This window comes from Streptomyces sp. NPDC001851, from assembly GCF_040297165.1.
In the GTDB taxonomy this organism is placed as follows: Bacteria; Actinomycetota; Actinomycetes; order Streptomycetales; family Streptomycetaceae; genus Streptomyces.
Genome location: NZ_JBEOYR010000006.1, coordinates 146,467 through 169,704 on the forward strand (window position 1 = coordinate 146,467; position 23,238 = coordinate 169,704).

The following is a 23,238-nucleotide window of genomic DNA, read 5'->3' on the forward strand; positions in this document are numbered from 1 at the left end:
GTGTCGACGAGTCGCGGGCATGAGAAAGGCCCGACCGCTGGCGACGGGGGATGCACCAGCGATCGGGCTGTGGCCAAGGGTAACAAGACTGGGCGGCCGACGGGGGAAATAGGGCAGGAATAAGTCAGGTTGGTCCGCTCAAGGGCCGCAGGGTGGGTCGTAGGAGAGGCGGGGCAGGTACTCGTGCCACTTCTGCGGGGTCAGTTCGCCCCGGGTGACCGCGCAGATGTGCTCGATCGCCGCGGTGGCGTCCAGGCTCCACAGGCGGACCGTGTCGGTGCCGCTGGAGAGACCGAGGACGTTGCTCCTGCGGCTGAACGACAGGAAGGTGCCCGACCTGGCGTTGGGGCTCATCGACTGGCCGATGGGGGCCGCCGAGGCGGGGTCGGTGACGTTCCACAGCCGGACGGTGTTGTCGTTGCCACCGCTGGCCAGCACGTGCCCGCCCGGGCTGAACGTCAGCAGCTTGACCGCCTCGGTGTGGCCGGTGAGCGGTGCGCCCAGCGCGGTCGCCGCGGCGGGGTGGGCGACGTTCCACAGCCGGACCGTGTCGTCGTCGCTGCCGCTGGCCAGCACCTGCCCGTCGGGGCTGAAGGCGATCGCGTTGACCGGTCCCGAGTGGTCCGTGAGCCGGCCCAGCGCGGCCGGCCGGGCCGGGTCGGTGACGTTCCAGAGGCGGACCGTGCTGTCCGCGCTGCCGGAGGCGAGGGTCCGGCCGTCGGGGCTGAAGGCGATCGCGTTGACGTAGCCCCGGTGGCCCGTCAGCGGCCTGCCGAGCGCGGTGGGGTGCGCGGGGTCGGTGATGTCCCACAGCCGGACGGTGGTGTCGTCGTAGGCGGTGGCCAGGGTGCGGCCGTCCGGGCTGAAGGCGAGTGTGGCCGGCCCCGCGAAGCGGGTCCGCAGGGCGATGGGCGCACCGGCGGCGACCGGGTGGGACGGATCGCCGACCTTCCACAGGTACACCGTGTGGTCGTAGGTGAGGACGGCGAGGACGCGGCCGTCGGGGGAGAACCGCAGCGCACGATGGCCGGCGTCCCCCCGCATGAACGGCCTGCTCAGCAGCACCGGCCGGTCGGGCCGCGCCACGTTCCACAGCCGGAGCCTGCCGTCCCGCGCCGCCGTGCCCAGCACCTGTCCGTCCGGCCGGAACGCACCGGTGCGGCCGATGATGTCCGAGGTCGGCAGCGACCACAGACGCACCTTGCTGTCGCCGCTGCCGGTGGCCAGGGTCCGTCCGTCGGGGCTGAACCCCAGGGCGTACATCTCCCCGCTGCTGCCCGCGAGCGGCTCCCCGACCTGTGACGGGGACGAGGGGTCGCTGACGTTCCACAGGCTCGCCGTGCTGTCCGCGCTCGCGGCGGCCAGTCTGCTGCCGTCCGGGCTGAAGGCCACCGACCAGATCGGTGCGGTGTGGCCGGTCAGCGGGGGACCGAGCGCGGTCGCCGAGGCGGGGGCGGTGACGTTCCACAGCCGGATCGTGTTGTCCGCGCTGCCGGAGGCGAGGGTGTGCCCGTCCGGGCTGAACGCCACCGAGTGCACGAGGTCCGTGTGACCCTTCAGCACGGTGCGGTACTGCTCCGGCCGGCGCGGGTCGGCCGTGTTCCACAGCAGGATCGTGTCATCGTCGCCGCCCGCCGCGAGGGTGTGTCCGTCCGGGCTGAACGCCACGCTGCGCACCGCCGCGCTGTGCCCGCGCAGGGCGCCGAGCGCACCCGGCCGGCGCGGGTCGGCCACGTTCCACAGCCGTACCGTGTGATCTTCACCGGCCGAGGCCAGCGTGCGTCCGTCGGGGCTGAAGGCGACCAGGTAGATCGTGCCCCGGTGGCCGGCGAGCGGCTTGCCCAGCGCCTTCGGGCGGGCGGGGTCGGTGACGTTCCACAGCCGGATCGTGCCGTCGTCGCCGGCGCTCGCCAGCGTGTGCCCGTCCGGGCTGAAGACGGCGCTGCTCACCCAGCTGGTGTGGCCGGTCAGCGGCCTGCCGAGGGGCTTGGGGTGGCTCCGGTCGGCCACGTTCCACAGCCGGACGGTGCGGTCGTAGCTGGCCGTGGCCAGGGTCTTGCCGTCGGGGCTGAACGAGGTGAGGTAGACGGCACCGGTGTGGCCGGACAGCGGGGTGGCCAGCGGCGCGTTCACGATCGAGATCAGCCTGCTGTACGTCCCCTCGTCGTCCGGGCGCAGCCGATGGGCGACCAGGTCGAGCTGGGCGGCCAGGGACGGATCCGTGCGCTCCACCCGGTCGGCCTCGGCGAGCACCTGCTCGAACACGGCGTCGTCCCGCTGCTTCCAGGCGATCACCGCCGTACCGCCCGCGACCAGGGCCAGGGCCACCAGCGCCGCCACCGCGGTGCGGCTGAGCCACACCGTGCGCTTGCGCAGCCGGACCGCCGCGGCCAGGAACTCCACCGCGCTGCGGGTCAGATACGTGTCCCCGGCCGACCTCGCCCAGCTGCGCGCCTGCTCCAGCCGGGAACCCCGGTAGAGCAGCGAGCTGTCCCGGCCCGAGTCCTCCCACGCCCGGCCGTCCTCCTCCAGCCGCTGGCGCAGCAGCTGGTCGCCCCGGTCGTCGTCGATCCAGTGCCGCAGCCGGGGCCAGGCGTGCAGCAGCGCCTCATGGGTGATCTCCACGGTGTCCGCGTCCAGCGTCACCAGCCGGGCCCGTACGAGGGCCTCCAGGGACTCCTCCGTCTTGCCGGGGTCCGCCGACTCCTGCGCCAGCTGCCGCCGGGTGCCGCGCCGACGGGTGGCCTGGGTGTCCTCGCCCAGCCTCACCAGCCGCAGCAGGAGCAGCCGGGCGGCCGTACGGGCCGCGGGGTCCAGCCCCGACCAGGCGCGCTCGGCGGTGGCCGCGACGGCCCCCTGGATCCCGCCCGCCGCGCGGTAGCCGGCCAGTGTCAGCCGTCCGGCCTTGCGGCGCTGCCAGGTGGCGAGCAGGGCGTGCGAGAGCAGCGGAAGCACGCCCGCGTCGTGCGCCCCGCGCGGACCGTCGGCGCTCACCTCGCGGACGATCAGCTCGGCGAGCCCCGGTTCCAGCTCCAGCCCCACCGCCTTGGCCGGTCCGGTCACCGCGTCGCGCAGTTCGGCGCTGGTCAGCGGGCCGAGCACCATGTGCCGGTGCTGGAGCGCGTCGGCGAGTTCCGGGTAGCCGAGGCACTGCTCGTAGAAGTCGGCGCGGATGCCGAGGACGACGAGCACCGGGGCGGGACCGTCCGCGCCGGCGGGCGGGGTGCAGGCGGCGTGCAGGAGCTGGAGGAACGTACGCCGGTCCGCCTCGTCGGGGCAGAGGGTGAACGCCTCCTCGAACTGGTCCACGATCACGACCGGCCGGCCCGCGCCGCCCCCCTCGCGGCGTGCCCACGCCGCCACGGCCTCCCGTGCCGCCCGCGCCACGCGCGGTGCGTCGGAGCCGGGAACCGCCGGATTCTCCGTGGCCTCCTGCTCGGCCCGGCGTGCGTCGGCGGCGACCGCGGTGAGGTCGGGGATGCGGCGCACCAGCTCGCCCAGGGGGTCGGCGCCGGGCACGAGGTGCAGCACGCGGTCGGCGGTGCCGTCCCCGGAGGGCGGCGGCGCCGTGCCCGTGCCCTGGCCGTCGCGCAGGGCGCCGCCGCGGACGGCGGGCACCAGGCCGGCGTTGAGCAGGGACGACTTCCCTGCTCCCGAGGCGCCCACCAGCATCACCAGGCCGCCGGTCCGCTCCGCGGCGCGCAGCTGGGCGACGAGCGCGCTCGTGCTCCGTTCCCGGCCGAAGAACCAGCGGGCGTCCTCCTGCCGGTACGGCGCCAGCCCGCGGTAGGGGCACACGCCCCCGGCGACGGACGGGTCCTGGGCGGGCGGCGGCCGGTTCTCCTCGGCGGGCGGTGCGGGCCGGTCGCCGACCGGGTCGGCCAGCGCGCGCTCCCACAGCCGCTGCCAGTGCGCGAGGTCGTACAGGCCCGTGGACACCGGTGAGGGCCGCAGCCGCCGTGCCTCCGGGATCAGGATGTGCAGCACCGCCGCGAGGGCGGTGAACTGGGCGGGCACGTTCCTGGCCCGGCGCCAGTCGCTGATCCGCTGCGCGGACACCCGCACGGGCCGCCCGCGCTCGTCGATCCGCTGGAGCCGTACGACCGCCTCGGCGACGCTCTTGAGGGGAGGATTTCCAGCCTCCTTGTACAGCAGCGCGAGCCGCTCGGCGAAAGCTGTGCGTGTCCCTGAGTCGGAACTCAAGGTCCCACCCCTTTACTTCCCCCCGTGCCTGGACGTCCGGACCGGAAAACCCACCCTATACGTCTGACCTGCGGATAAGCACAGGGCTGGGGCGCTGCGGTCTCCTCGGCGCGGACAACAGATGGCAGGATCCGGATCCGTCGGCGGACCTCGTGAACACCGTCCGGACAGGCCACGGACCTGCGTTCGAAGAGACGACCCATGGCACCGACACATCTCGGCCAACTTCATTCCCTCTTCGACCCGCGCCGAGCCGACGCGGCACGGGTCGACACCCCGCACCGTCCGGCACCGGTCCCCACGAGGGGAGGGACCGGTGCCGGACGGGCGGGGGCTGTGTGGTCTCTCCCTGGATACCTGACGACCCATCAGATATGGTCCCTTCCGCCTGTTCTTCCCAAAGGGCTGAGTCCGGCTGTTCCCGAAGGGGTGAGTGACATGCAGAAGCGTCCCCCGTGCCCGCGACCGCCCGGTGCTCCGCGCTGGGTCGCGATGTTCCACCAGCCCGCGCGGGACTCCTGGACGGTGGGCGCCGAGTCGCCCGACCGGGATCCCGTGCTGTACGCCGTCGGGGACATGACCCGGACCGTGCGGGCGCGCGGCGAGGAGGTGGCGGTGGCGCTGTGGGGGCCCGAGGACGGTGCCTGGCGCCTCTACGACATCCCGGCCGCCGCCAGGGAACCCGCCCCCGCCGTCACGACCGGCCGGCCCGTGCCCGGCTCGGGCGAACCGCCCAAGCTCGCGGAACGCATGACCGACCGCCGGCACCAGGTGCTCATGGCGGCTCTGGGCAAGGCGGGCCTGTACGACCTGAGCGCCGAGGACGACGAGGCGGTACGGGTCATGACCGACCTGCTCGACGAACCCACGGTCCGCCGGGTGGCCCACTGGCTCTCGCTGGGGGGTGGGGAGCGGTGACGGTCGGGGGTTCGGGGCGTGGGGTCGGTGGGTGGGGGTCGGTTGGGGATGGGGTTCGGGGGGCAGGGACGGTCTGGAGGTCAGCGAGTGGACCCGCGGCCGGAACCGTCGGCCGGGGTCGTTGACGACTGGAGGACATATGACGGTCTCCGTCGACCGCGCCCTGTGCTACGGCTCCGCCGAGTGCGCGCACCGGGTGCCGGACGTGTTCGCGTTCGAGGACGGGTACGGGGTCGTACGGCCGGGCCGGGCCGAGTCCGCCGACGACCCGCAGGTCAGGGAAGCGGCCGAGAAGTGCCCCTCGCAGGCGATTCTGCTCGGTGAGTGAGGGGGAGGGCGGTCGCCCGGCTCATGCAGCGGACGGTGGGCCGGCCGGGTAGGCCCAGGTGAGGCCGGCCAGCGCGCGGGCCCGGGCCTCGGCGACCGCCATGCGGGCCTCGCGCTCGACGGGGTCGACATGCGACGCCTGCCCCGTGACCTGGCCCTCCCACTTGCGGTACAGCAGGCCGGCCTCCGCGCAGAACCAGCCGCGGCTCACCGCGTCCAGCGCCAGCAGCAGGCCCGTGTCCTCGGAGGCCGGCAGGGCCATCCAGCCGCCGAGCGCGAGGAGCAGCTGCCGCCGGACGCACAGGCTCGCCGGATGGACCGGCGCGCGGAAGCCGTTCCGCTTCCATGGGCCGAGCACGGCCCCGCGTTCGAGCGGGCCGTCCTCCGGGTCGCCGGGAAAACCCGTCGTCGTGCCGTCGGGCAGCAGGTCGAGCACCCGGGACGTCGTCCAGCCGACGGTGGGATCCGCCTCCAGCACGGCCAGATCGCGGGCCAGCGCGCCCGGCGTGAGCTGGTCGTCGGCGTCCAGGACCTTCACATACGCGCCCCCCGCGCGCGCCAGCGCGATCGTACGGGCGACTCCGGGCCCGCCCGGCCGTCCCTGGCCGAAGCTCACCCGCGCGTCGTCCGGGACATGGGGGCGGACCCGGTCCGTCGTACCGTCCTCCTGGATCACCCACTCCCACTCCCAGCCGCCGGGAAGCCGCTGCTCGCACAGGGAGGCGTAGGCGTCCGGCAGGAACCGCGCGGACGGGGCGTGGACAGCGGTGACGACGGTGATGCGCCGGGGCGCGGCGGCACGCGCCACCTTGTGCGCGGGCGTGGTCGGTGTGTCGGTCATGGTCCCAGGTAACAACAGCTCATGGGCGGGAACAGCGCGAGACCCCCCGGCCAGCCCGGCCGGGGGGTCTTTCCGTTTCGACTGGTGCGTACGCAAGTCGCCGTATGTCGAGACGTTGCGGTACCGCGAGGGGCGGGAGGTATCAGCAGTCGAGTCTGGCCGCCGAGGCCTGTTCGGGGATGGTCACGGTCTCCGCCTGGCCTTCGTCGAGGGGCCGGTGCCGGCACCTCGGGGACTTTCCGTGGGCCTCGGCCCGGATGCGCTGCTTCATCGTGGGGGGCAGGGCCCTGCCGTGGGACCAGGCCCATTGGTGTGCCGCCGGGATCGTCGGGACCGCCGGGATGGTGCGGTGCGCGGTGCCGGTACGGGGGTTCTCGCTCCGGGGTGCGGCCGCCGCGGTCGTGGCGGACGAGGCGGCGACGAGTCCGAGCGCCGTGCAGAGCGCGAAGAAGGCGGTGACGATGGCGGTCCACAGCTTCATGACCTTGTTCTCGGTCATGGCCCCTCACTTTCGGGTTGGGCGATTTGCGTACTTTCCTCATGATGTGTATGTGGGGCGCGAAGTGGTGGACCGACGCCCGTGGCGCGTTGATGTTCCGATGAACACCACCCGGATGGACGCAAGGACGCCGGAAAGCCCCTGAAACCTCGTGAGGACGAGCGAAAAGGGCGCAAAGTAACCGTCCGTGGAGGTGTGATCACCCTCCGATCGGAACGGCGCCGGACCTGGTCTACTGCTGTACCGGAGGCGGAAGTTGGGGCCCGACGCAGGTCACCGATCGATATCGGTCGGTGTGTATAGTCGGGCGCCAGAGGTCCCCTACGTCAAGGAAAGACGAGGTCGCGCGGTGAAGAAGCTGCTCCTGGTCGCACTGGCCGCCATCGGCGGGCTCCTCGTGTACCGCCAGATCCAGGCGGATCGCGCCGAGCAGGACCTGTGGACGGAGGCGACTGACTCCGTGCCCACGGGTTCGTGAGTGCCGATACCAGAGTCTGAACAGACCCCGACCGCCCCTCGCGGTCGGGGTTTTGTGTTGCGGGGACGCGCCGGCTGCGGTAGGCGTTGCCCGGATGGGGCGAGGGCGCTCGGGGCAGGATGGAACGCGTCCGTACGGTGACGACAGGGGAGGGCGCAGGTGCGGGGGCGAGGGCGACGTACGGCGTGGTGGCGGCGGTACGGTCGCCGGGCGGTCCCCGGCCCGGTGCGGACGGCCCTGGTGCCGGGGCTGTGCGCGCTGCTCCTCCTGCCGGCCGGCACCGCGTCCGCCGCCGCCGGCTCCCCGCGACCGCAGTCGTACGGCTTCACGCCCGGCGCCCGCACCGTCGCGGGCGCGGCGGGCACCGGCACGGCCGAACGGCTGGCCCCCGGCCGTGTCTACCGCAGTTCCCTGCCGAGGAACGGCGAGCTCTCCTACCGGCTCGACCTCACGGCCGCCGACACGGCGTACGTCCCCGTCACCGCCGTACCCCCACCGGACACCCCCGTGTCCGCCACCGACGGCATCAAGGTGTCCGTCCGGGACGCGCACGGCACCCCCTGCTCCTTCGCCTCCGCCCGCTTCGGCGCCGGACTCAGCGCGCGCCCGGTCACCGCGCTGGGGCAGCGGGAGGCGGGCAGGACGGTGTGCCGGGGCGGCGGGACGTACTACGTGCTCGTCCAGCGCCTGGACGCCGAGGGCTCGGGTACGGCGGCCCCGGCGCAGCGCTGGGGCCTGGAGATCGCGCCCGTCACGGAACCGCGCCCGGCCCGGGCCGGGGCCACCTCCGCGCCGCAGGGCTGGGACTCCGCCACGCCCGAGCCGCCCGCCGGTGAGCCCCGCGACCGTCCCGGCGGCACCGGCTTCGCCTCGGCCCGCCCGCTGGACCAGGGGGTCTGGCGGACCGCGCTGGTGCCCGGCGAGACACGGTTCTACAAGGTGCCGGTCGACTGGGGCCGCCAACTGCACGCCTCCGTCGAACTGGACGGCGCCCAGGGCCACGGCTACGTCGGCGGCGCCCTGAACCTGTCCGTCTACAACCCCGTCCGCGGCTACGTCGAGGACACCGCCGTCGGCTACACCGGCATCCGGAAACCCGCGGTGCTCGCCCCGCTGCCGCCGGTCGAGTACGCCAACCGCTATGCCGCGCCCGCCGCCGTGACGTCCGTCCGTTTCGCCGGCGACTACTACCTGGTCCTGCACCTCAGCGAGCGGATGACCGGCCTGTTCGGGCCGGGGCCGTTCGGTGTGACGCTGAGGGTCCGGGTGGCCGGGCAGGCGCAGGCGGGGCCGCGGTACGCCGGGAGGCCCGTGCCGGGTGACGTGTTCACGGTCACGCAGCAGGACCGGGAGGCGGCAGTCACCGGCAGCCCCGGCGGCGGGGGCGGCGACCCCGTGATGAAGCTGGTCGCGATCGGCGGGATCGGCCTGGGAACCGTGCTGCTGGCGGTGCTGGCCGGCTGGACGGTGGCGGCCCGGCGGACTCAGACGCGGGTCAGCGCCCAGAAGCCCACGGCGTAGCAGGCCAGCGCCAGCAGCAGAAGCGGGATCGCGGCCCTGGCCGGCGGCCCGGGCCGGTCACTCCGGCGCGCACGGCGCGCCCTGTGCCGGGCCGGAGCGGGAACCCGCACGTCCTGAGCGGTGTACGAGGCGGTGGAGGCATCGACGTGAGGTGCCTGCACCGGGCTCGGGGAGGGGGTGTGGGAGGAGAAGTACGGCTGGTGCAGCGGGGGTTGGGGGAGGAAGGAGGGCTGCGGGACGTACGGAGCGTCTGGGGCGGGGGCGCCGGCGGCCCGGGGTACCTGCTCCTGGGGCGGCGGCAGACGGAAACTGCCGGTGTCGGAGAGGGAGCCGGTGGTGCTTTCGGTGCCAGGGGTGCTCAGGGTGCTGCTGGTGCGAGCGGGCCTCGACCTGTCGGCCGCAGCGGGGGAACCGGCGCCCGGGCCGCCATCCGTACCTGTATCCGCATACGCATCCGGATCGGCATCCGTACGCGGATCCGGATCGGCATCCGTATGCGGAAAGGCATCCGCATCCCCCTCCGCAACCAGTCCCAGGGCCACTCCGGACGCCCTCTTGAGCGGCCCGTCGGGGGCGAACCCCGGAGGAAGCGGCGGGAGTTGGTCGAAGATCTCGATCAGCTCGTCGTCCGGCTCCGGCTCCGGCAGCAGTTCCGCGGCGGCGGCGAGGGCCTTGCGCGCCCCCGTGGCGGTGCGGAACCGCGCGGCCGGGTCGGGCTGGAGCAGCGTGGCGACGACCTGCCAGAGCGGTTCCGGTACGCCCTTGGGCGGGCCGGGCGTCCCCCGCTCCGCGAAGTACTGCACGAGCGCCTTGGCGTCAGGCTTGGCGCCTTCGAGCAGATACAGCGCGACCAGGCCCACGGCGAACAGGTCGGCGGGGAAGTCGGGTTCCGAGCCGAGCATCTGCTCGGGCGCCAGGTAACCGGGCGTGCCCACCACGAGGTTGGTCTCCGTCAGCCGGGGTTCGCCGAGCCGCATGGCGATCCCTAAGTCGGACAGCCGCAGCCGGGGCCTGCCGGTTCCGGTGGCTTCGAGAAGGATGTTGGCGGGCTTGATGTCCCGGTGGATGACGCCTTCGGCGTGGACGGCGGCGAGACCGGACAGGAGCTGGTCGAGCAGGGTGCACACGAACGCCGGCGGCAGCGGGCCGTAGTCGCCCACGAGGTGGACCAGCGAGCCGCCGGCCACCAGGTCCATGGTGAAGAGGACCTTGTCGTCGTCGGCGGCCCAGCTGGCCGGGGCGAGGACATGGGGGTGATCGATCCGCAGGGCCTGCTCCCGTACGAAGCGGAGCAGGGAGTGGGCGTCGCGCTGCTGGAGCACCTTGGCGGCCACATAACGCCGTCGGCGGTGGTCCCAGGCCCGCCATACGGCGCCCACGCCCCCGCGTCCGATCGGGTCGGCCAGCTCATAGCGTCCGGCGAACACCTCACCCATGGCAGCCCATCGCTCCTCCCCCTGGCCCGCGGCTCGTCCCCCAGCCCCTTACTTCCCCGCGATTCCCGTCCGTCACGCCGGCCCCGACTTCACCAGCCGACGCCGTCCGTGCGTCCCGGCCCCGTGCGCGGCCCCGTCCCCCGCGCCTCCCGGTGCCTGGGCCTTGACCTGATCCCTGGCCCGGTGCCGTACCCCGTCCGGGGCACCGGGCCGTGGGTCCTCAGTTCTGGTGGGACTGGTAGTGCGCGACGGCGTCGGAGGTGCGGCCGGCGCCGTAGACCCGCAGGAACTCGGCCAGTTCGGGGTGGGTCGGGGCGAGGCTGTCCGCGGCGTCGATGATGTCACCCGCGGCGGCCACCGAGCGCAGCAGCGACTGGATCTCGCGGACCACCCGCTTGACCGTCGGCGCGCCCGAACCGCTCGTGGTCTGTGTGGTGTTGCTGAGCACGGAGCCCCCCTGCGACTTCTTGATCTCGTCCATGCGCTCGGTCGCCTCGGCGGCGCTGACACTGCCGTCCGCGACCTGGGCCGCCAGCTCCTGCAGCAGTTGCACCCGCTGGACCACGGCGGGATTGCCGATCTTCGCGCGCTGGCCGCTCATCAGCTGCGAGAGCATCGGAGCGGACAGTCCCAGCACCGCGGCGAGACGGGCCTGGTTGAGCCCGAGATCGTCGATCAGCTTACGGAAGAGCGCCCCCAACGGCTCCCCGTACCAGTTCCGCTGCAGCTCCCGCGCTCTCGCGGTGGCTTCCTGCTGTGCGGCGTCCATTGCGTCTCCCCATCGCTTCCCCTAAAAAACCGTGGTTCGCTGTAGCGAACCACGTCGAGCATCTTACGGAGAGTGGTCATCCGTGGGGACCCCCAATCTTTTTGCGGGATACCCGGGGTGACCCGGTACTCTGGTCTGCGGCGCCCGCCGGAACGTGGTTCCTCCGGCAGGCCGCTGCTTTCCGGGGCCTTAGCTCAGTTGGTAGAGCGCCGTCTTTGCATGGCGGATGTCAGGGGTTCGACTCCCCTAGGCTCCACCCGGTAAACGCCCTCTGACCTGCCGAAACGCGGTTCAGGGGGCGTTTTTCGCGCCCATGGGCGGGTAGCTCGGTGGCGCCTGGAGGCGGGGGGAGGTCCCGGCTCCCGAAAGGTTGGCTGGATCTTGCCTCTCCCGCCGGGGTGAGCCGGAGATCCGGTTGCGGGTTCCGGTGCTGTCGCGGACCGGAGAGGGAGCCCGTCGCGAACTCCTGCGGGCATGAAGATCCGGTACCGAGTGCGTACCCGCCCGGCCATGCGTCACGTGGCGTTACGTCTTCGTGACGAACGCCGGGAAGACCTTCAGGCACACCACTTGCTCACGTAAATTGACTGCGGCCCACAGCCGTCAGCTGATGCGCCGGTCGGGATGCTGATCTCCAGGCGATCCTGCTGGGCCGCCGGGCCCAGCGCCACGGCATCGACGAGCCGTGGCGGCCACCGCGGGGACCGACAGTTCGGCTACAACGCGCTGGTCCTGGTCGGGCTCTGCCTCATGGTCTCCTTTCTGCGGGAACGCCCGATCAACCGCCGTATGGCCCTGTGTTCCCCGGAGTCGGCGTTGTGCACGGTGTGCCTGGCGGGCATGGCCGCCGGGCACCGGCTGCTGTCGGTCGCGGACTACGCCTCGGCGACGTACCGGCGTTATGTCGAGTGCCGGGACGGGCTGACCCGGCTGGGCCCGCATCTCCGGCCGGCCGCCGAGGAGTTGCCCCGCGCCGGCGCGGCCCTGCCGACGGAGCCGCGCGCGGCGGCACTGATCACCGAGCGTGCCCTGCACCGGCCCGTAAGCCGGACGGACCGGCGTGCCCGACGGCGCGCCGGCCGGGCTGACCGGGCCGGAAAGACGGGCCGTACGGCCCCCGGCGGCCCCGGACCATGGCACCAGGGCGAACTTGCCGCGGAAGCCGCCGGCCTCCAGCCGGCGATGTGATTCGTATGCGTCCGCAAAGGGGAGGACGGTTGTCCGCTGTCGCAGACCGGCGTCGCGGGCGGCACGGTCGGCCACCTCGGCCAGATCGTCGCGGTTCAGCTCCACCCCGACGAGGGTGAACTCCACATCCGGGCGCCGGGCCGGATCAGGCGCGCTGAACGGGGTGAGGGTGAGGAACGTGCTGCCGGGGCGGACCGCCTCGATCAGGTCCGGGGCGCCGCCGGCGTCCACCACGATGTCGTACGCCTTCGCCTCCGACGCGGGCCGGGCCGGTCAGCACCGCGCCCTCGCCCGGGTGGCCGGCGTGCACCTCCGGAGGTCGGTGCGGGTCGCCGGCTCGTCCAGCAGCCGCAGCACGAGCTGCGCGACACCGTGCGCCACCGCGACGGCCGCCAGCGGTTGCCGCTGCCCGCCGGGATCGGCCGGCACCGCTTCGTGGACGACGTCACCCCGTCCGAACTCCGCGCCGCCACCCGCCTGTCGCGGGAGGAAGCCCGGGAAGGCCGTGCCCCGGCCGCGTCCGTGCGGGCGGGCGCATGAGCGTCCGGCTGCGCAAGCACGCCACCGCCGTCGTGATCGGCGGGTCCACCGGCATCGGCCGGGGCGTCGACACACATGTCTTCAGCCGTTCCCGGCCCACGGGTCCCGGTGCCGATCTGCTCGTCTGGCACCGGCTGGACCTGCGTGACGGCGAACACGCCGTGATGTCTAGTGGGGCAGGGACTCCGGTGGGGTGTGCGGTCGGCGGATCCGGGCGAAGAACCCGAGACTCGCCACGCTCGCCAGGGCCACATAGGCCGAGTACAGGGCCGCGTGCCCGGCGTTTGCGGCGGCTGCCGCGAGGTAGGGGGCCGTACCTCCGAAGACGGAGACCGTGAGCCCGTAGGGGATGCCGATCCCGGTGACGCGTGATCCGGGCGGGAACTGCTCCGCCATGATCAGCGGGGCGATGGCGCCGTAGCCGGAGAACAGGACCAGCCCGGCGCACTCGACGGCCAGAAGCCAGGTGAACGACTTCGGCGCCAGAGCCAGCAGCGGAACGGTGAGCACGGTGAAGGCCGTGGCGAACGTCAGCAGGAGCGGCTTGGTCCCGACGCGGTCGGCGAGCATGCCCGTCAGGGGGAGTACGCCGATGAACAGTACCTGCGCGACCGTGGTGGTGAGGAGCGCGGCGGACCGGGTGATGTGGCCGTCGGCCGCCGCGTACGACGGGAGGAACACCACCCATGTGTAGTAGACGACGGTGCCCGAGAGGGTGTAGCCGACGACCTTCCACAGTGCCCCTGGCCTGCTCAGCAGCGCCTTGTGGACGGGGGGACGGCGTTCCTGGTCCGCTTCGGCGGAGGTGGGCCCGGTGAGGTGGGACTCGATCATCCGCCGCCGCAGGACGAACGCGTAGCAGGCGAGCCCGGCTCCCAGGAGGAAGGGGACGCGCCAGCCCCAGGTGTTCATCTGCTCCGGTGCGAGGGCCCGGATCAGGACCACACCGAGCAGCGCCGCGAGGAGGTTTCCCAGCGCGTTGCTCACGTAGATCACGCTGGAGTAGAGGCCCTTGCGGCCCGGCGGTGCGATCTCCACCACGTACGCCGACGACGCGGCGAATTCGCCTCCCGCGGACAGGCCCTGGGCCAGCCGCGCCACCAGGATCGTGAGGGGTGCGAGCCGGCCTGCCGCGGAGTAGGCGGGACACAGGGCGATGAGGAGGCTCCCGGCCGCCATGAGGAGCATCGACAGGGTCAGTGCCGCGCGGCGGCCGAACCGGTCCCCCCACCGCCCCAGCACCAGCCCGCCCAAGGGGCGGGTGAGGAACCCCACGGCGAACACCATCAGGCTCTGCACCAGCGCACCCGCCGCGTCGTGGGAGTTGAAGACCCGCGGCGCGAAGAACGGCGTGAAGACGGCGTAGACGTTCCAGTCGTACCACTCCAGTACGTTGCCGACCGTCGCGTTGCGCAGACTCCGGCGACTACTGGCGGTGTCCAGGGCTCCTGGCACGACCGTCGTGGTCATGAGCATTCCTCTCGGGCGGCACGCGGAGGGCCGGGAGGACGGCGGCCGTGACTGCCGCCTCCGTCATCCCGGCCCCGTTGCTGGGCTGTTACTCGGTGTGGGCTGCCAAGAGCTCGACGAGGCCGGCGGACAGATCGGGGTCGTCCACGCCACCGCTGGAGGAGGGCGCGGAGCCGCCTTGAGGGTGCCAGCTGAGCGAAAGCACCTGGATCCACGCGTCCGCACAGGCGATCATCAAGCCGTGCCGGGGGTGGGACCGGACCGTTCCCGGAGAGTGGGCGGTGCCGGGAGCCGCTTCCCTGGGCAGCGCCCGGGCCTCGTGCACCCGCAGCCCGGTGCCGTCCGTGGCGATCAGGGCGCCTGGCTGGGGGTGACAGGCACGCACCACTCGTAAGACCTCCTCGGCGTTCCACGACCAGTTGATGGACGTGTCGTCCGGCCCGGGGCTGGAGAAGTAGGTGCGCTGTTCCGGGTCCTGCGGTATCGCCGCCAGATCTCCCGCGACCAGCCGGGGGATCACCTCGCGCAGCAGCCGGCGGGATTCGCTGAACAGCCGGTCGCGGATCTGCCCGGCGTCCTCGGTCCCGTCCAGCGGCACCGGCCGCTGGGCGAGCACCGGACCGTCGTCGATGCCCGGCGTGGTGATCAGCGCGGTGACCCCGGAATCCCGTTCGCCATGGCGGGCCATCCAGAAGAACGGGGCGAGGCCGGCGTAGCGAGGGAGCGGACCGGGGTGGAAGTTGACCACCGCGCGGCGGGGCACATCGAGGACGGGCTCGCGCAGTATCTGCTGGAAGTTCGCGATCAGCAGGTAGTCGGGGTCCAGCTCCGCGAGAGCGGCGACCGTCTCCGGATCGTTGACGCTGCGCGGGCGCAGGACCCTGACCCCGGCGCTGGATGCCTGTTCGGCCAGGTCCACCGGATCCGGCTCGCCCAGGTAGTAGCTGCACAACCGGCCGGGCGGGCGGGTCAGGACCGCGGCCACCTCCACGTCGGGATGCGCGAGCAACTCGGCGAGAAAGGGTGCTCCGAACTTGGAGTTGACCTCGGAGAGGAGGACGACCCGTATCGGAGCAGGCGGTGCGGGGGCTGTCACTTCGCCCACCACGCCCGCTCCACGAGCTTCGACTCCCAGGTGAGCGAGTCGAAGACGGCGTAACCGGGCTGCACGGGCAGGGCCGCACGTCCGGGAAGGTCCATGATCTCCTGGGCGAGCCGTTCCACGAGGATGCCTTCGGCCAGCGGGGGGCAGGCGCCGAAGATCGGCATGCGCTGCATGTCCACGAACCATTCGTCCAGCATCTTGGTGCCCGGGTACTCGGGCATCTCGGGGATGATGCGCTCCATCAGCCGGCGGGCGGCCGCGTCGTCGATGGGGCCGTCCTCAGGGAGGTCGTAGACCTCCTCGATCGGCATGGACTCCTTCGTGTAGGTGAAGACGAATACCTTGTGGCCCACCGTCGGAATCTTGAACATGAACTGACAGCGGTCACTGGCGCGGAACGCCCGGTGCAAGGCGTAGCGGTTCTTGACCTGATAGAACTCCATCTGGTCCATGACGAAGTCGCAGTCCGCCATGAAATGCTCGGCAGTATCCGGAGTTATCCCCTCCGGATAGACATCGATATTGACGTCCTTCGTCAGCTCGTAGGCCATCTCCGCGACGACCTCTGCTTTGTTTCGGCCGACGTTCTCCAGAGACGCCCCCAACTGTCGCTGAATGTTGGTGATGTCGAATTCGTCCGGGTCGGCCAGCTTGAGGTGGCGCGCCCCCATGCGCACCAGGCGCGTGGCGACCGCACCGCCGATCCCACCGGTTCCCACGATGCCGATGACCGAGTCCCGCAGCCTTTCCTGGCGCCGGCGCTGCTCCTCCGCCGAGTCGCCGAGCCAGCCGAGGTTCCGGTCGACGCGCTCCCAGTACAGCTTGTCGTCATAGTCGCCGCGGTACTGGATTACCTTTACACCCATCTCAAACCTGCCATGTGGTTTCGTAGGGCATTCTTTGCCGCCCGCTGGTTTCGGTGTTCGCGGGCGCCGCCGCCGTGCGGGGCGTGGCGCCGCGCGGGAAAGAAGCTACCGAGTACGGTGTTCGGCATGAGCCGAACCGTGGTTGACGGACCTGACATAGCTTTCGTCGCGGCATTGTTGGGCGATGCGTCCCGAGCCGCCATGGTCACCGCCCTGATGGACGATCTGCGGCTGCCCGCCAGCGAACTGGCCCGGCTCGCCGGGGTCAGCAAGTCGACCGCGAGCGAGCATCTGGGGCGTCTGGTGGACAACGGCCTGCTGGCCACGGAGCGGTGTGGCAGGCACACCTACTACCGCATCTCCGGCCCTTTGGTGGGGCGGGCCCTGGAGACGCTCGCGGTCCTGGCGCCCCAGCGTGCGCCGAACTCACTGCGCTCGGCCCGGCGCCAGGACGAACTGGCCCGTGCGCGGCTGTGCTACGACCATCTGGCCGGTCGTCTCGGAGTGGCCATCGCGGACGCCCTGCGGCAGCGCGGTGCGCTCCGCGAAGAGGACGGCGCGCTGCATGTGGACCCGGGTGCCTGGGACGCGGACCCGCCCCTGGGGATCACGTGCGACGCGGTGCGGGCGGGGCGCAGGCCCCTGGCGCGGGGATGTGTGGACTGGACGGTACGACGCCATCACCTGGCCGGAGCCCTGGGTGCGGCACTCACCCAGCGCATGTTCGAACTCGGGTGGATCCGGCGTCGCCGGGACAAGGAACGCGCCATCGCACTCACCGAGACCGGAGTCGAGGGCGTCACGGACGCGTTCGGCATCGGCGAGGCCCTGATGGCCTCCGTGGCATCGGGCTGACCGGCGGCGCCGCGTCCGCTACCGGCGCGGCAGCCCTGCCAGCAGGCGCAGTGCCTCAAGCGCGGCACTGACCTGCGGGTCGGCGAGGCGGAACAGCCGCCTGCGGCCCCGCTGCTCCACGGCCAGCAACCCCTGGTCCAGGAGGTACGCGAGGTGACTGCTCGCCGTGGAGGCCGACACGCCCGCGCAGAGGGCGAGTTCGCCGGCCGAGCACGCTTCGCGGTCTTCCAGGGCGAGCAGCATCTCGGTGCGGGCCGGCACGGAGAACAGTGCTGCCGCCTTGGCCAGGTCCAGCTGGGGCGTTGCCTTGGGGCGGCGGGAAGCGGTCATGTGGTGGAGTCCCTTTGTCGTCGATGATTCGACCTGCACCGAACGGTCTGCCGGTGACGATGGCGTACATGTCCACATCGTCGAGCGCTTCCCCCGCACAGTCCCGTATTCCAGTAAGTACCACACCCCCCGTGCGCCGCACCCTGACCCTCGCTGTGATGTGTGTCGGCATGTTCCTCGTACAACTCGACGTGACGGTGGTCAACGTCGCGCTGCCGCACATCGGCCACGCGCTCCACGCCGACCTGGCGGGGCTCCAGTGGGTGGTCGACTCCTACACGGTCGTCCTCGCCGCGTGTCTGCTCGGCGCGGGAGTGGTCGGCGACCGGTGGGGGCACCGCACGCTGGCCGTCGCGGGGCTCTCCCTATTCGGCGTGACCTCGCTGATGTGCGGCCTGGCCCCGAACACCGCCGTCCTGGTCGCCGCGCGGGCACTCCAGGGACTGGCGGCCGCGCTGCTGCTGCCCAGCACCCTCGCCGTGGTCAACCGCACGTTCCCCGAACGCGGGGAGAAGGCCCGGGCCCTCGGCGTCTGGGCCGGTATCTCGGCCCTCGCGCTGCCCGCCGGTCCGCTCCTGGGCGGCGTCCTGGTCACCGCAGCGGGGTGGCGCTCCGTCTTCCTGATCAACCTGCCGGTCGTCGCGGTGGCTCTCGCCCTGACCCTGCGGGCCGTCCGCAAGGACGAACCCGCCCGCACCAGCCGCCTCGACCTGCCCGGACTGCTGGCCGCGGCCCTGTCGCTGACCGCACTCGTCTACTGCGCGATCTCCGCGGGCCGCTCCGGCGCGTCCGCGCAGACCCTCGCGGCGGGAGCGGTCGCCGTGGTCGCCACGGTCCTGCTCGCCCTGTGGGAGCAGCGCGCCCCGCATCCGATGTTCCCGCCGGCCCTGCTGCGCAAGCTGGACTTCGTCGGTGCGAACGTCATCGCCGCCGCCATGAACTTCGTCGGCATCGGCGCCGTCTTCGTGGTGACTCTGTACCTGCAGAAGGTCCAGCACCACGACGCGTGGACGGCCGGCGTGATGCTGCTGCCGCTCTTCGTCCCGCTCGCCGTGTGCGCGCCGTTCACCGGACGCCTGGCGGCCCGGTACGGGCCGCGCCCGCCGATGCTCGCCGGACTGCTGCTCGGCTGTGCGGGTACCGCCTTCCTGCCGCTGATCACCTCCGGCTCGTCCTACCTCACCCTGGTGCCGGCCCTCCTCGGCCTCGGCCTCGGCATGGGGCTGCTGACCCCCTCCGTGGTCGCCGCCGCCCTCCAGGCGGGCCCACCGGAGCGTCCGGGCCTCTCCTCCGGCGTCAACAACACCGCCCGCCAGGCCGCCGGCGCCCTGGGCATCGCCGTCTTCGGCGCGATGGTGCAGGACCCCGAGGCCCCGGACCGGTTCACCACGGGCCTGCACCACGTCGGCGTGCTGTCCGTCGTGCTGTGGCTGGCCGCAGCCGTGCTGACCCTGCGCGCCGTTCCCCGGCCGGCCCGCTGATGCTCGCCCTCGACGACTTCCGCGCGCGCGCTCGGGACGTGCTGCCCCGCGACGTCTTCGACTACTACGACGGCGCCGCCGGCCAGGAGCGGACCGCACGGGACAACGAGGCGGCCTACCGGGACTGGTGGTTCAACCGCACGGTCCTCACCGACGTCTCCCGCCCCCGCACCCGGACCCGGATCCTGGGCCGGGCCGCCGCCGCTCCGGTACTGCTCGCGCCCACAGCGCTGCAGCAACTGGCCCATGCGCAGGGGGAGCTGGCCACTGCGGCGGCCGCGCTGAAAGCGGATCTGCCCTTCGTCGTGTCCACCCTGTCCTCGACCGATGTCGCCGAGGTCACCGCGGTGGGCGGGGACGTCTGGTTCCAGCTCTATCTGCACCGGGACCGGACCCTCACCACGGAACTGGTGCGCCGAGCCGAGCAGGCGGGCGTCCGCGCGCTGGTCCTGACGGTCGACACCCCCGCGCCCGGGCGGCGGTTACGGGATCGGCGACATGGCTTCGGCTCCCCGGCACACATACGGCCCGTGATCCTCGAAGCCGCTCTCGCCCGAAGCGGCGCCCGCCCCGTCTCCGCCGCCCCTTCCCTGGCCGACATGTTCGCGCTCAACTTCGACCCGAGCCTGACATGGCACGACGTCGACTGGCTGGCCGGCATCACCTCGCTGCCGCTCGTCCTCAAGGGCATAGCCCGCGCCTCGGACGCCCGGCGGGCGATCGACCTCGGCGCCAAGGCCGTCATCGTCTCCAACCACGGAGGCCGTCAACTCGACGGGGACCGCCCCACACTGCACTGCCTGCCCGAGGTGGCACAGGAGGCCGGCCAGGACGCCGAGGTGTACCTGGACGGCGGAATCCGTACGGGGGGAGACATCCTCAAAGCCCTCTGTCTCGGCGCCCGCGCCGTGCTCATCGGGCGCCCCTATCTCTGGGGCCTCGCCAGCGACGGGGAGGAGGGCGTGACAAGCGTCCTGCGCCTCCTCCTCGACGAACTCACGCTCGACATGCAGTTGACGGGGCTGGCCGACATCGAGGACGCCGGCCCGAGCCTGCTGGTCCCCGCCCGTACCCCCTGACCCACGAACGAGGAGAAGCCATGACACACACCGCCCCCCGGTCCGTCAGCAGCGATCTGATCCGGCAGAGGCTGGCGACCCACGGGTTCGGGCTCCCCACCCCGTGGCAGGTTCCGAGCCCCGCCGGCGCCCGCATCCCGGCCAGCCTCGTCCGCCGGGTCGGCAACCGGGTCCATGTCTCCGGGCACATCCCCACCAGCCATGACGGCGTGGTCACCGGCCCCTACGGAACCGTCGGCGACGAGATCGACCTGCCGAGCGCCCAGACCGCAGCCGTACGGACGCTGCTGTCCCTCCTCGCGAGCGTCGAGAAAGCGGTCGGGGACCTCGCGGACGTGAAGGCCTGGTGCTCGTTGCACTGCATGGTCAACTCGGCCCCGGGCTTCACCGACTTCCCCGCCGTGTTCAACCCGGCCTCCCGACTCCTCGTCGACGTCTTCGGCGACGAGATCGGCGCCCACGCGCGAGTGGCCGTAGGGGTGGCCGGCCTTCCCTGGAACGTCCCGGTCGAGATCGAGGCGGAACTGGAGACACACAGCATGTATTAGGGATTCTTCGGGGGGCTATTCGAAGCCCTTGTGGAAGAAGGCCGGGGCGGCGGCGAAGAGTTCGTTGACCGTCCCGGTTCTGTTACGGGACAACCGCTATCTGTCCCGCCCTTGTCACAGCCGGGCAGGAGACGTGGGATCTGCCCATTTCACCCGGGTTCAGCGAATCACCGGAAACTTGATGATTGGTACCCTTGGCTGTTCGAGCAAGGTCAACGGGGGAATGTCTGTGACAACTGAAACGAGCTCGCTGGATCACCTCTCCACGCTGGTGAAGGGCTGGCGAAGACGGCTCACGCGGGATCAGATCCCCGAACTGCGGCGCAGTCGTCAGGGGAGATCAAGGCTGGTCAGCCAGGAGGACATGGCTCAGCTGACCGGCGTCAGCAGCGTCTGGTACGGGAAGTTCGAACGGGGCGGAGCGGCGCAGTATTCGGAGGATTTCCTGAACCGGGTCTCCTGTGCCCTGAGACTCGACGAGGCCGAACGAAAGCTGCTGTTCCTGCACGCGGTCGGCTGGGAGCCGACGAGCCCCGCGAATTGCCAGGACACCGGCATCACCGACGGAGTCCGGCACCTGCTCGAACTCCAGCCGTGGCCCGCCTACGCATCCGACACGGCCTGGGACGTCATTTACCAGAACCGGGCCTTCAGCGAATGGTTCCCCTCCGGGGTCGCCGGTCAGAACATCGCCAAGGAGGTGTTCGCCCCCGACGCCGGCAGGCGGATCCGTTTCCACAACTGGGAGCAGGACTGGGCCGGGCCGATGCTGGCCCAGATGCGGATGGCGCAGGCTCGCCACCCGGAGAACACCCGGCTGAGCACGGTGGTCGGGGAGATCCTCGAAACCAGCGCGTGCGCACGCCGGCTGTGGCGCGAGCACCGGGTCGTCGAGCATGCGGACGGGAATCGGCGCGAGGTGCTCCTCGCGGGCCAGGAGACGCCGACGACCATCGAGATCGTCATGGCCTCTCCGCTGAGCAACGGGGAGCTGCGGCTGGTCTCGCTCATCCCGGTGCAGCCGCCCGAGGGTTCCCGGTAGCGGGCGGCATCGGCCGGCGTCGTCCCGGACGAGGGCCGGGGCGACGCCGGCCGACGGGCCGGCACCTCCGGATTCACCAGGAGGGGGTCCGGGGGAGCGGCTCGCCGTACCAGTGCTCGATCATCATCCGGGCGATCGACACACCGGACGGCAGCGCCACCACGCCCTCGGCCATCGCCTCCCGCAGCTGAGCCCGGGAGAACCAGCTCGCCTGGGCGATCTCCTCGCCGTCCACCGTGATCCGCGGATCCGTGGTCCGGCCGAAGAAGCCGAGCATCAGGCTCGCGGGGAACGGCCACGCCTGGCTCCCGGCGTACTCGACCGAGTCCGTCCGGACGCCCACCTCCTCCAGCACCTCCCGGCGGACCGCCTGCTCCAGTGACTCACCGGGGTCCACGAACCCCGCCAGCACGGACCAACGGCCCTCGTCCCACGCCGCGTTCCGGGCCAGCAGGCAGCGGTCCTCGGCATCGGTGACCAGCATGATCACCGCCGGGTCCGTACGCGGGAAGTGCTCCGTCCCGCACGAGCGGCAGCGCCTCATGTGCCCGCCGAAGGCGATGTCGGTGGGGTGCGCGCACCGGGGGCAGAAGGGGTGGGTCCGGTGCCAGGCGTCCAGCGCCACGGCGTGGACCAGCAGCCCGACGTCCCGGGCCGCCAGGAGCGTACCGGTCTCGCGGAGTCCGGCCTCGCGGACGCCGGGGGCCCGGTGGGGCTCCAGGTCGGACACCGAGACGGCGAAGTAGTCCACCCCCGCGGTGTCCGAGCCGAGGTAGTACCGCATCCCGTCGGGTGCCGCCGGCGCCGGCAGCAGGACGATGCCGGGCTGCCCGGTCGCGTCCTCGGCCACCAGGGTGCGGTCCCGGGCCACCAGCACCACCCGGGTGCTCTCGCGGAGCCAGGCCGCACCGAGCCAGGCCTCGTCCGTCCGGTGCTCCCCGGCGCGGTCCACCGTGGCCCTGGACAGGGCCGGCTCCGGCATCCCGGCGGCGGCTGCGGTCCGCACTACGACGCGGTCCCCGACGCGAGGATCCCCACCGTGAGTTCGGCCACCCGCGCCGCGGATGCGGGGTTCTGCCCGGTCACCAGACGCCCGTCCGCCACGGTGTTCTCGGCCCACATCGGACCGGTGCGGACCGTGGCCCCGCGCTCCGTCAGCCGCGTCTGCAGGAGGAACGGAACCACCTCGGCCAGCTCCACGGACTCCTCCTCGGCGTTGGTGAAGACCGCGACCTCCTTGCCGTCGACCAGGTGTGTCCCGTCGGACAGCCGCAGATTCACCAGCGCGGACGGCCCGTGGCAGACCGCCGCCACCACGCCGCCCCGCTCGTACACCGCCGCCGCGAAGGCGGTCAGCTCGGTGGCGTCGGGGAAGTCCCACATGGTCCCGTGCCCGCCCACGAAGTACACGGCGGCGTAGTCCGCGGGATCGAGCCGGTCCGCGGTCGGCGTGTCGGCGAGCTTCGCGGCCACCGCCGGATCGGCGAGGAACCGGGCCGCGTCCTCGTCGTCGGGTGCGACACCGTCCAACGGCGACGAACCGCCGCGCACGGAGACGAAGTCGACCTGGTACCCCGCCTTGGTGAAGACCTCGTAGGGGTGCGCCGCCTCGGGCACGTAGAACCCGGTGCTGCGGCCCGTGTCCCCCAGCTCGCCATGGCTGGTGAGCGCGAGAAGGACCTTCGCGGACGACGCGGCCGAAGGGGAAGAGGGAGAAGAGGGGGAAGAAGACGTGGTCATGG

22 protein-coding genes, 1 tRNA gene and 1 pseudogene are annotated in these 23,238 nt (G+C 72.3%); 12 read left to right on the plus strand and 12 right to left on the minus strand.

Annotated elements, in window-relative coordinates; translation table 11 throughout:
- Nucleotides 1-138: 138 nt before the first annotated feature.
- Complete coding sequence (locus ABT171_RS10680) at nt 139-4,203, minus strand: nSTAND1 domain-containing NTPase (RefSeq protein WP_351242010.1); 4,065 nt, start codon at nt 4,201-4,203, stop codon at nt 139-141.
- Nucleotides 4,204-4,641: 438 nt separating this feature from the next.
- Here ABT171_RS10680 and ABT171_RS10685 point away from each other — a divergent pair, with 438 nt between their 5' ends.
- Together ABT171_RS10685 and ABT171_RS10690 are read left to right on the plus strand one after the other, a co-directional pair.
- Complete coding sequence (locus tag ABT171_RS10685) at nt 4,642-5,121, plus strand: hypothetical protein (protein WP_351242012.1); 480 nt, start codon at nt 4,642-4,644, stop codon at nt 5,119-5,121.
- Between the two features lie 139 nt (nt 5,122-5,260).
- Nucleotides 5,261-5,449 carry a ferredoxin gene (locus ABT171_RS10690; protein ID WP_351242014.1) on the plus strand — a complete coding sequence of 63 codons (189 nt, stop codon included), beginning with the start codon at nt 5,261-5,263 and terminating at the stop codon, nt 5,447-5,449.
- A gap of 21 nt (nt 5,450-5,470) precedes the next feature.
- Here ABT171_RS10690 and ABT171_RS10695 read toward each other — a convergent pair whose 3' ends face one another.
- Both ABT171_RS10695 and ABT171_RS10700 read right to left on the minus strand, forming a co-directional pair.
- Nucleotides 5,471-6,289 (minus strand): glycosyltransferase family 2 protein, encoded by an 819-nt coding sequence (locus tag ABT171_RS10695; protein WP_351242016.1) that lies wholly within the window; start codon nt 6,287-6,289, stop codon nt 5,471-5,473.
- A gap of 142 nt (nt 6,290-6,431) precedes the next feature.
- On the minus strand, nt 6,432-6,788 hold the full coding sequence (locus ABT171_RS10700) for a DUF6344 domain-containing protein (RefSeq protein WP_351242018.1): 357 nt from the start codon (nt 6,786-6,788) through the stop codon (nt 6,432-6,434).
- Nucleotides 6,789-7,137: 349 nt separating this feature from the next.
- Here ABT171_RS10700 and ABT171_RS10705 point away from each other — a divergent pair, with 349 nt between their 5' ends.
- Complete coding sequence (locus tag ABT171_RS10705; protein ID WP_003999697.1) at nt 7,138-7,266, plus strand: DLW-39 family protein; 129 nt, start codon at nt 7,138-7,140, stop codon at nt 7,264-7,266.
- Nucleotides 7,267-7,491: 225 nt separating this feature from the next.
- Complete coding sequence (locus ABT171_RS10710; protein WP_351242020.1) at nt 7,492-8,787, plus strand: hypothetical protein; 1,296 nt, start codon at nt 7,492-7,494, stop codon at nt 8,785-8,787.
- Here the strand turns inward: ABT171_RS10710 and ABT171_RS10715 are convergent.
- Complete coding sequence (locus tag ABT171_RS10715; RefSeq protein WP_351242022.1) at nt 8,751-10,223, minus strand: serine/threonine-protein kinase; 1,473 nt, start codon at nt 10,221-10,223, stop codon at nt 8,751-8,753. The two genes, ABT171_RS10710 and ABT171_RS10715, sit on opposite strands and share 37 nt — an antisense overlap.
- A gap of 220 nt (nt 10,224-10,443) precedes the next feature.
- Entirely contained in the window at nt 10,444-10,992 is a 549-nt protein-coding gene (locus tag ABT171_RS10720; RefSeq protein WP_351242024.1) for a helix-turn-helix domain-containing protein, read from the minus strand.
- 183 nt (nt 10,993-11,175) lie between these two features.
- Here ABT171_RS10720 and ABT171_RS10725 point away from each other — a divergent pair.
- Nucleotides 11,176-11,248 (plus strand) — tRNA-Ala (locus ABT171_RS10725).
- Nucleotides 11,249-11,616: 368 nt separating this feature from the next.
- Entirely contained in the window at nt 11,617-12,180 is a 564-nt protein-coding gene (locus ABT171_RS10730) for a DUF6545 domain-containing protein (protein ID WP_351242026.1), read from the plus strand.
- Nucleotides 12,181-12,195: 15 nt separating this feature from the next.
- On the opposite strand, the pseudogene ABT171_RS10735 reads toward ABT171_RS10730, so the two are convergent.
- Nucleotides 12,196-12,414: pseudogene (locus tag ABT171_RS10735) on the minus strand (hypothetical protein); the annotation flags it as partial.
- Nucleotides 12,415-12,552: 138 nt separating this feature from the next.
- Here ABT171_RS10735 and ABT171_RS10740 point away from each other — a divergent pair.
- Nucleotides 12,553-12,720: a hypothetical protein gene (locus ABT171_RS10740; RefSeq protein ID WP_351242028.1), complete on the plus strand. Its 168-nt coding sequence runs from the start codon at nt 12,553-12,555 to the stop codon at nt 12,718-12,720.
- A gap of 168 nt (nt 12,721-12,888) precedes the next feature.
- Here ABT171_RS10740 and ABT171_RS10745 read toward each other — a convergent pair whose 3' ends face one another.
- The 3 genes from ABT171_RS10745 to ABT171_RS10755 form a co-directional block, all read right to left on the minus strand.
- Nucleotides 12,889-14,190 (minus strand): MFS transporter, encoded by a 1,302-nt coding sequence (locus ABT171_RS10745; protein ID WP_351242030.1) that lies wholly within the window; start codon nt 14,188-14,190, stop codon nt 12,889-12,891.
- A gap of 88 nt (nt 14,191-14,278) precedes the next feature.
- Nucleotides 14,279-15,295 (minus strand): methionyl-tRNA formyltransferase, encoded by a 1,017-nt coding sequence (locus tag ABT171_RS10750; RefSeq protein ID WP_351242032.1) that lies wholly within the window; start codon nt 15,293-15,295, stop codon nt 14,279-14,281.
- Complete coding sequence (locus tag ABT171_RS10755; RefSeq protein WP_351242034.1) at nt 15,283-16,161, minus strand: ThiF family adenylyltransferase; 879 nt, start codon at nt 16,159-16,161, stop codon at nt 15,283-15,285. The genes ABT171_RS10750 and ABT171_RS10755 overlap by 13 nt, the downstream gene beginning before the upstream one ends.
- Before the next feature lie 126 nt (nt 16,162-16,287).
- Here ABT171_RS10755 and ABT171_RS10760 point away from each other — a divergent pair, with 126 nt between their 5' ends.
- Complete coding sequence (locus ABT171_RS10760; RefSeq protein ID WP_351242036.1) at nt 16,288-17,016, plus strand: ArsR/SmtB family transcription factor; 729 nt, start codon at nt 16,288-16,290, stop codon at nt 17,014-17,016.
- 18 nt (nt 17,017-17,034) lie between these two features.
- Here ABT171_RS10760 and ABT171_RS10765 read toward each other — a convergent pair whose 3' ends face one another.
- Nucleotides 17,035-17,346, minus strand: a complete 312-nt coding sequence (locus ABT171_RS10765) for an ArsR/SmtB family transcription factor (protein ID WP_351242038.1) — start codon at nt 17,344-17,346, stop codon at nt 17,035-17,037.
- A gap of 131 nt (nt 17,347-17,477) precedes the next feature.
- Between ABT171_RS10765 and ABT171_RS10770 the strand changes: the two genes are divergently transcribed.
- From ABT171_RS10770 to ABT171_RS10785, 4 genes are all read left to right on the plus strand, one after another.
- Nucleotides 17,478-18,827: an MFS transporter gene (locus ABT171_RS10770; protein WP_351242040.1), complete on the plus strand. Its 1,350-nt coding sequence runs from the start codon at nt 17,478-17,480 to the stop codon at nt 18,825-18,827.
- Complete coding sequence (locus ABT171_RS10775) at nt 18,827-19,906, plus strand: alpha-hydroxy acid oxidase (RefSeq protein ID WP_351242042.1); 1,080 nt, start codon at nt 18,827-18,829, stop codon at nt 19,904-19,906. The genes ABT171_RS10770 and ABT171_RS10775 overlap by 1 nt, the downstream gene beginning before the upstream one ends.
- A gap of 20 nt (nt 19,907-19,926) precedes the next feature.
- Nucleotides 19,927-20,454: a RidA family protein gene (locus ABT171_RS10780; RefSeq protein ID WP_351242044.1), complete on the plus strand. Its 528-nt coding sequence runs from the start codon at nt 19,927-19,929 to the stop codon at nt 20,452-20,454.
- Between the two features lie 364 nt (nt 20,455-20,818).
- Entirely contained in the window at nt 20,819-21,496 is a 678-nt protein-coding gene (locus ABT171_RS10785; protein ID WP_503074724.1) for an MmyB family transcriptional regulator, read from the plus strand.
- 73 nt (nt 21,497-21,569) lie between these two features.
- Here ABT171_RS10785 and nudC read toward each other — a convergent pair whose 3' ends face one another.
- Both nudC and ABT171_RS10795 read right to left on the minus strand, forming a co-directional pair.
- Nucleotides 21,570-22,502 carry an NAD(+) diphosphatase gene (gene nudC / locus ABT171_RS10790; protein ID WP_351242048.1) on the minus strand — a complete coding sequence of 311 codons (933 nt, stop codon included), beginning with the start codon at nt 22,500-22,502 and terminating at the stop codon, nt 21,570-21,572.
- A complete protein-coding gene (locus ABT171_RS10795) occupies nt 22,502-23,236 on the minus strand; it encodes a type 1 glutamine amidotransferase domain-containing protein (RefSeq protein ID WP_351242050.1) in 735 nt (244 codons plus the stop codon). The genes nudC and ABT171_RS10795 overlap by 1 nt, the downstream gene beginning before the upstream one ends.
- Nucleotides 23,237-23,238 lie beyond the last annotated feature (2 nt).

Coding starts and splice junctions, on each gene's coding strand:
- ABT171_RS10690 (WP_351242014.1), top strand. CDS start 5,261: ATGACGGTCTCCGTCGACCGCGCCCTGTGCTACGGCTCCGCCGAGTGC.
- ABT171_RS10765 (WP_351242038.1), bottom strand. CDS start 17,346: ATGACCGCTTCCCGCCGCCCCAAGGCAACGCCCCAGCTGGACCTGGCC.
- ABT171_RS10760 (WP_351242036.1), top strand. CDS start 16,288: ATGAGCCGAACCGTGGTTGACGGACCTGACATAGCTTTCGTCGCGGCA.
- ABT171_RS10755 (WP_351242034.1), bottom strand. CDS start 16,161: ATGGGTGTAAAGGTAATCCAGTACCGCGGCGACTATGACGACAAGCTG.
- ABT171_RS10730 (WP_351242026.1), top strand. CDS start 11,617: ATGCTGATCTCCAGGCGATCCTGCTGGGCCGCCGGGCCCAGCGCCACG.
- ABT171_RS10685 (WP_351242012.1), top strand. CDS start 4,642: ATGCAGAAGCGTCCCCCGTGCCCGCGACCGCCCGGTGCTCCGCGCTGG.
- ABT171_RS10785 (WP_503074724.1), top strand. CDS start 20,819: ATGGCTCAGCTGACCGGCGTCAGCAGCGTCTGGTACGGGAAGTTCGAA.
- ABT171_RS10775 (WP_351242042.1), top strand. CDS start 18,827: ATGCTCGCCCTCGACGACTTCCGCGCGCGCGCTCGGGACGTGCTGCCC.
- ABT171_RS10780 (WP_351242044.1), top strand. CDS start 19,927: ATGACACACACCGCCCCCCGGTCCGTCAGCAGCGATCTGATCCGGCAG.
- ABT171_RS10720 (WP_351242024.1), bottom strand. CDS start 10,992: ATGGACGCCGCACAGCAGGAAGCCACCGCGAGAGCGCGGGAGCTGCAG.
- ABT171_RS10795 (WP_351242050.1), bottom strand. CDS start 23,236: ATGACCACGTCTTCTTCCCCCTCTTCTCCCTCTTCCCCTTCGGCCGCG.
- ABT171_RS10745 (WP_351242030.1), bottom strand. CDS start 14,190: ATGACCACGACGGTCGTGCCAGGAGCCCTGGACACCGCCAGTAGTCGC.
- ABT171_RS10715 (WP_351242022.1), bottom strand. CDS start 10,223: ATGGGTGAGGTGTTCGCCGGACGCTATGAGCTGGCCGACCCGATCGGA.
- ABT171_RS10695 (WP_351242016.1), bottom strand. CDS start 6,289: ATGACCGACACACCGACCACGCCCGCGCACAAGGTGGCGCGTGCCGCC.
- ABT171_RS10700 (WP_351242018.1), bottom strand. CDS start 6,788: ATGACCGAGAACAAGGTCATGAAGCTGTGGACCGCCATCGTCACCGCC.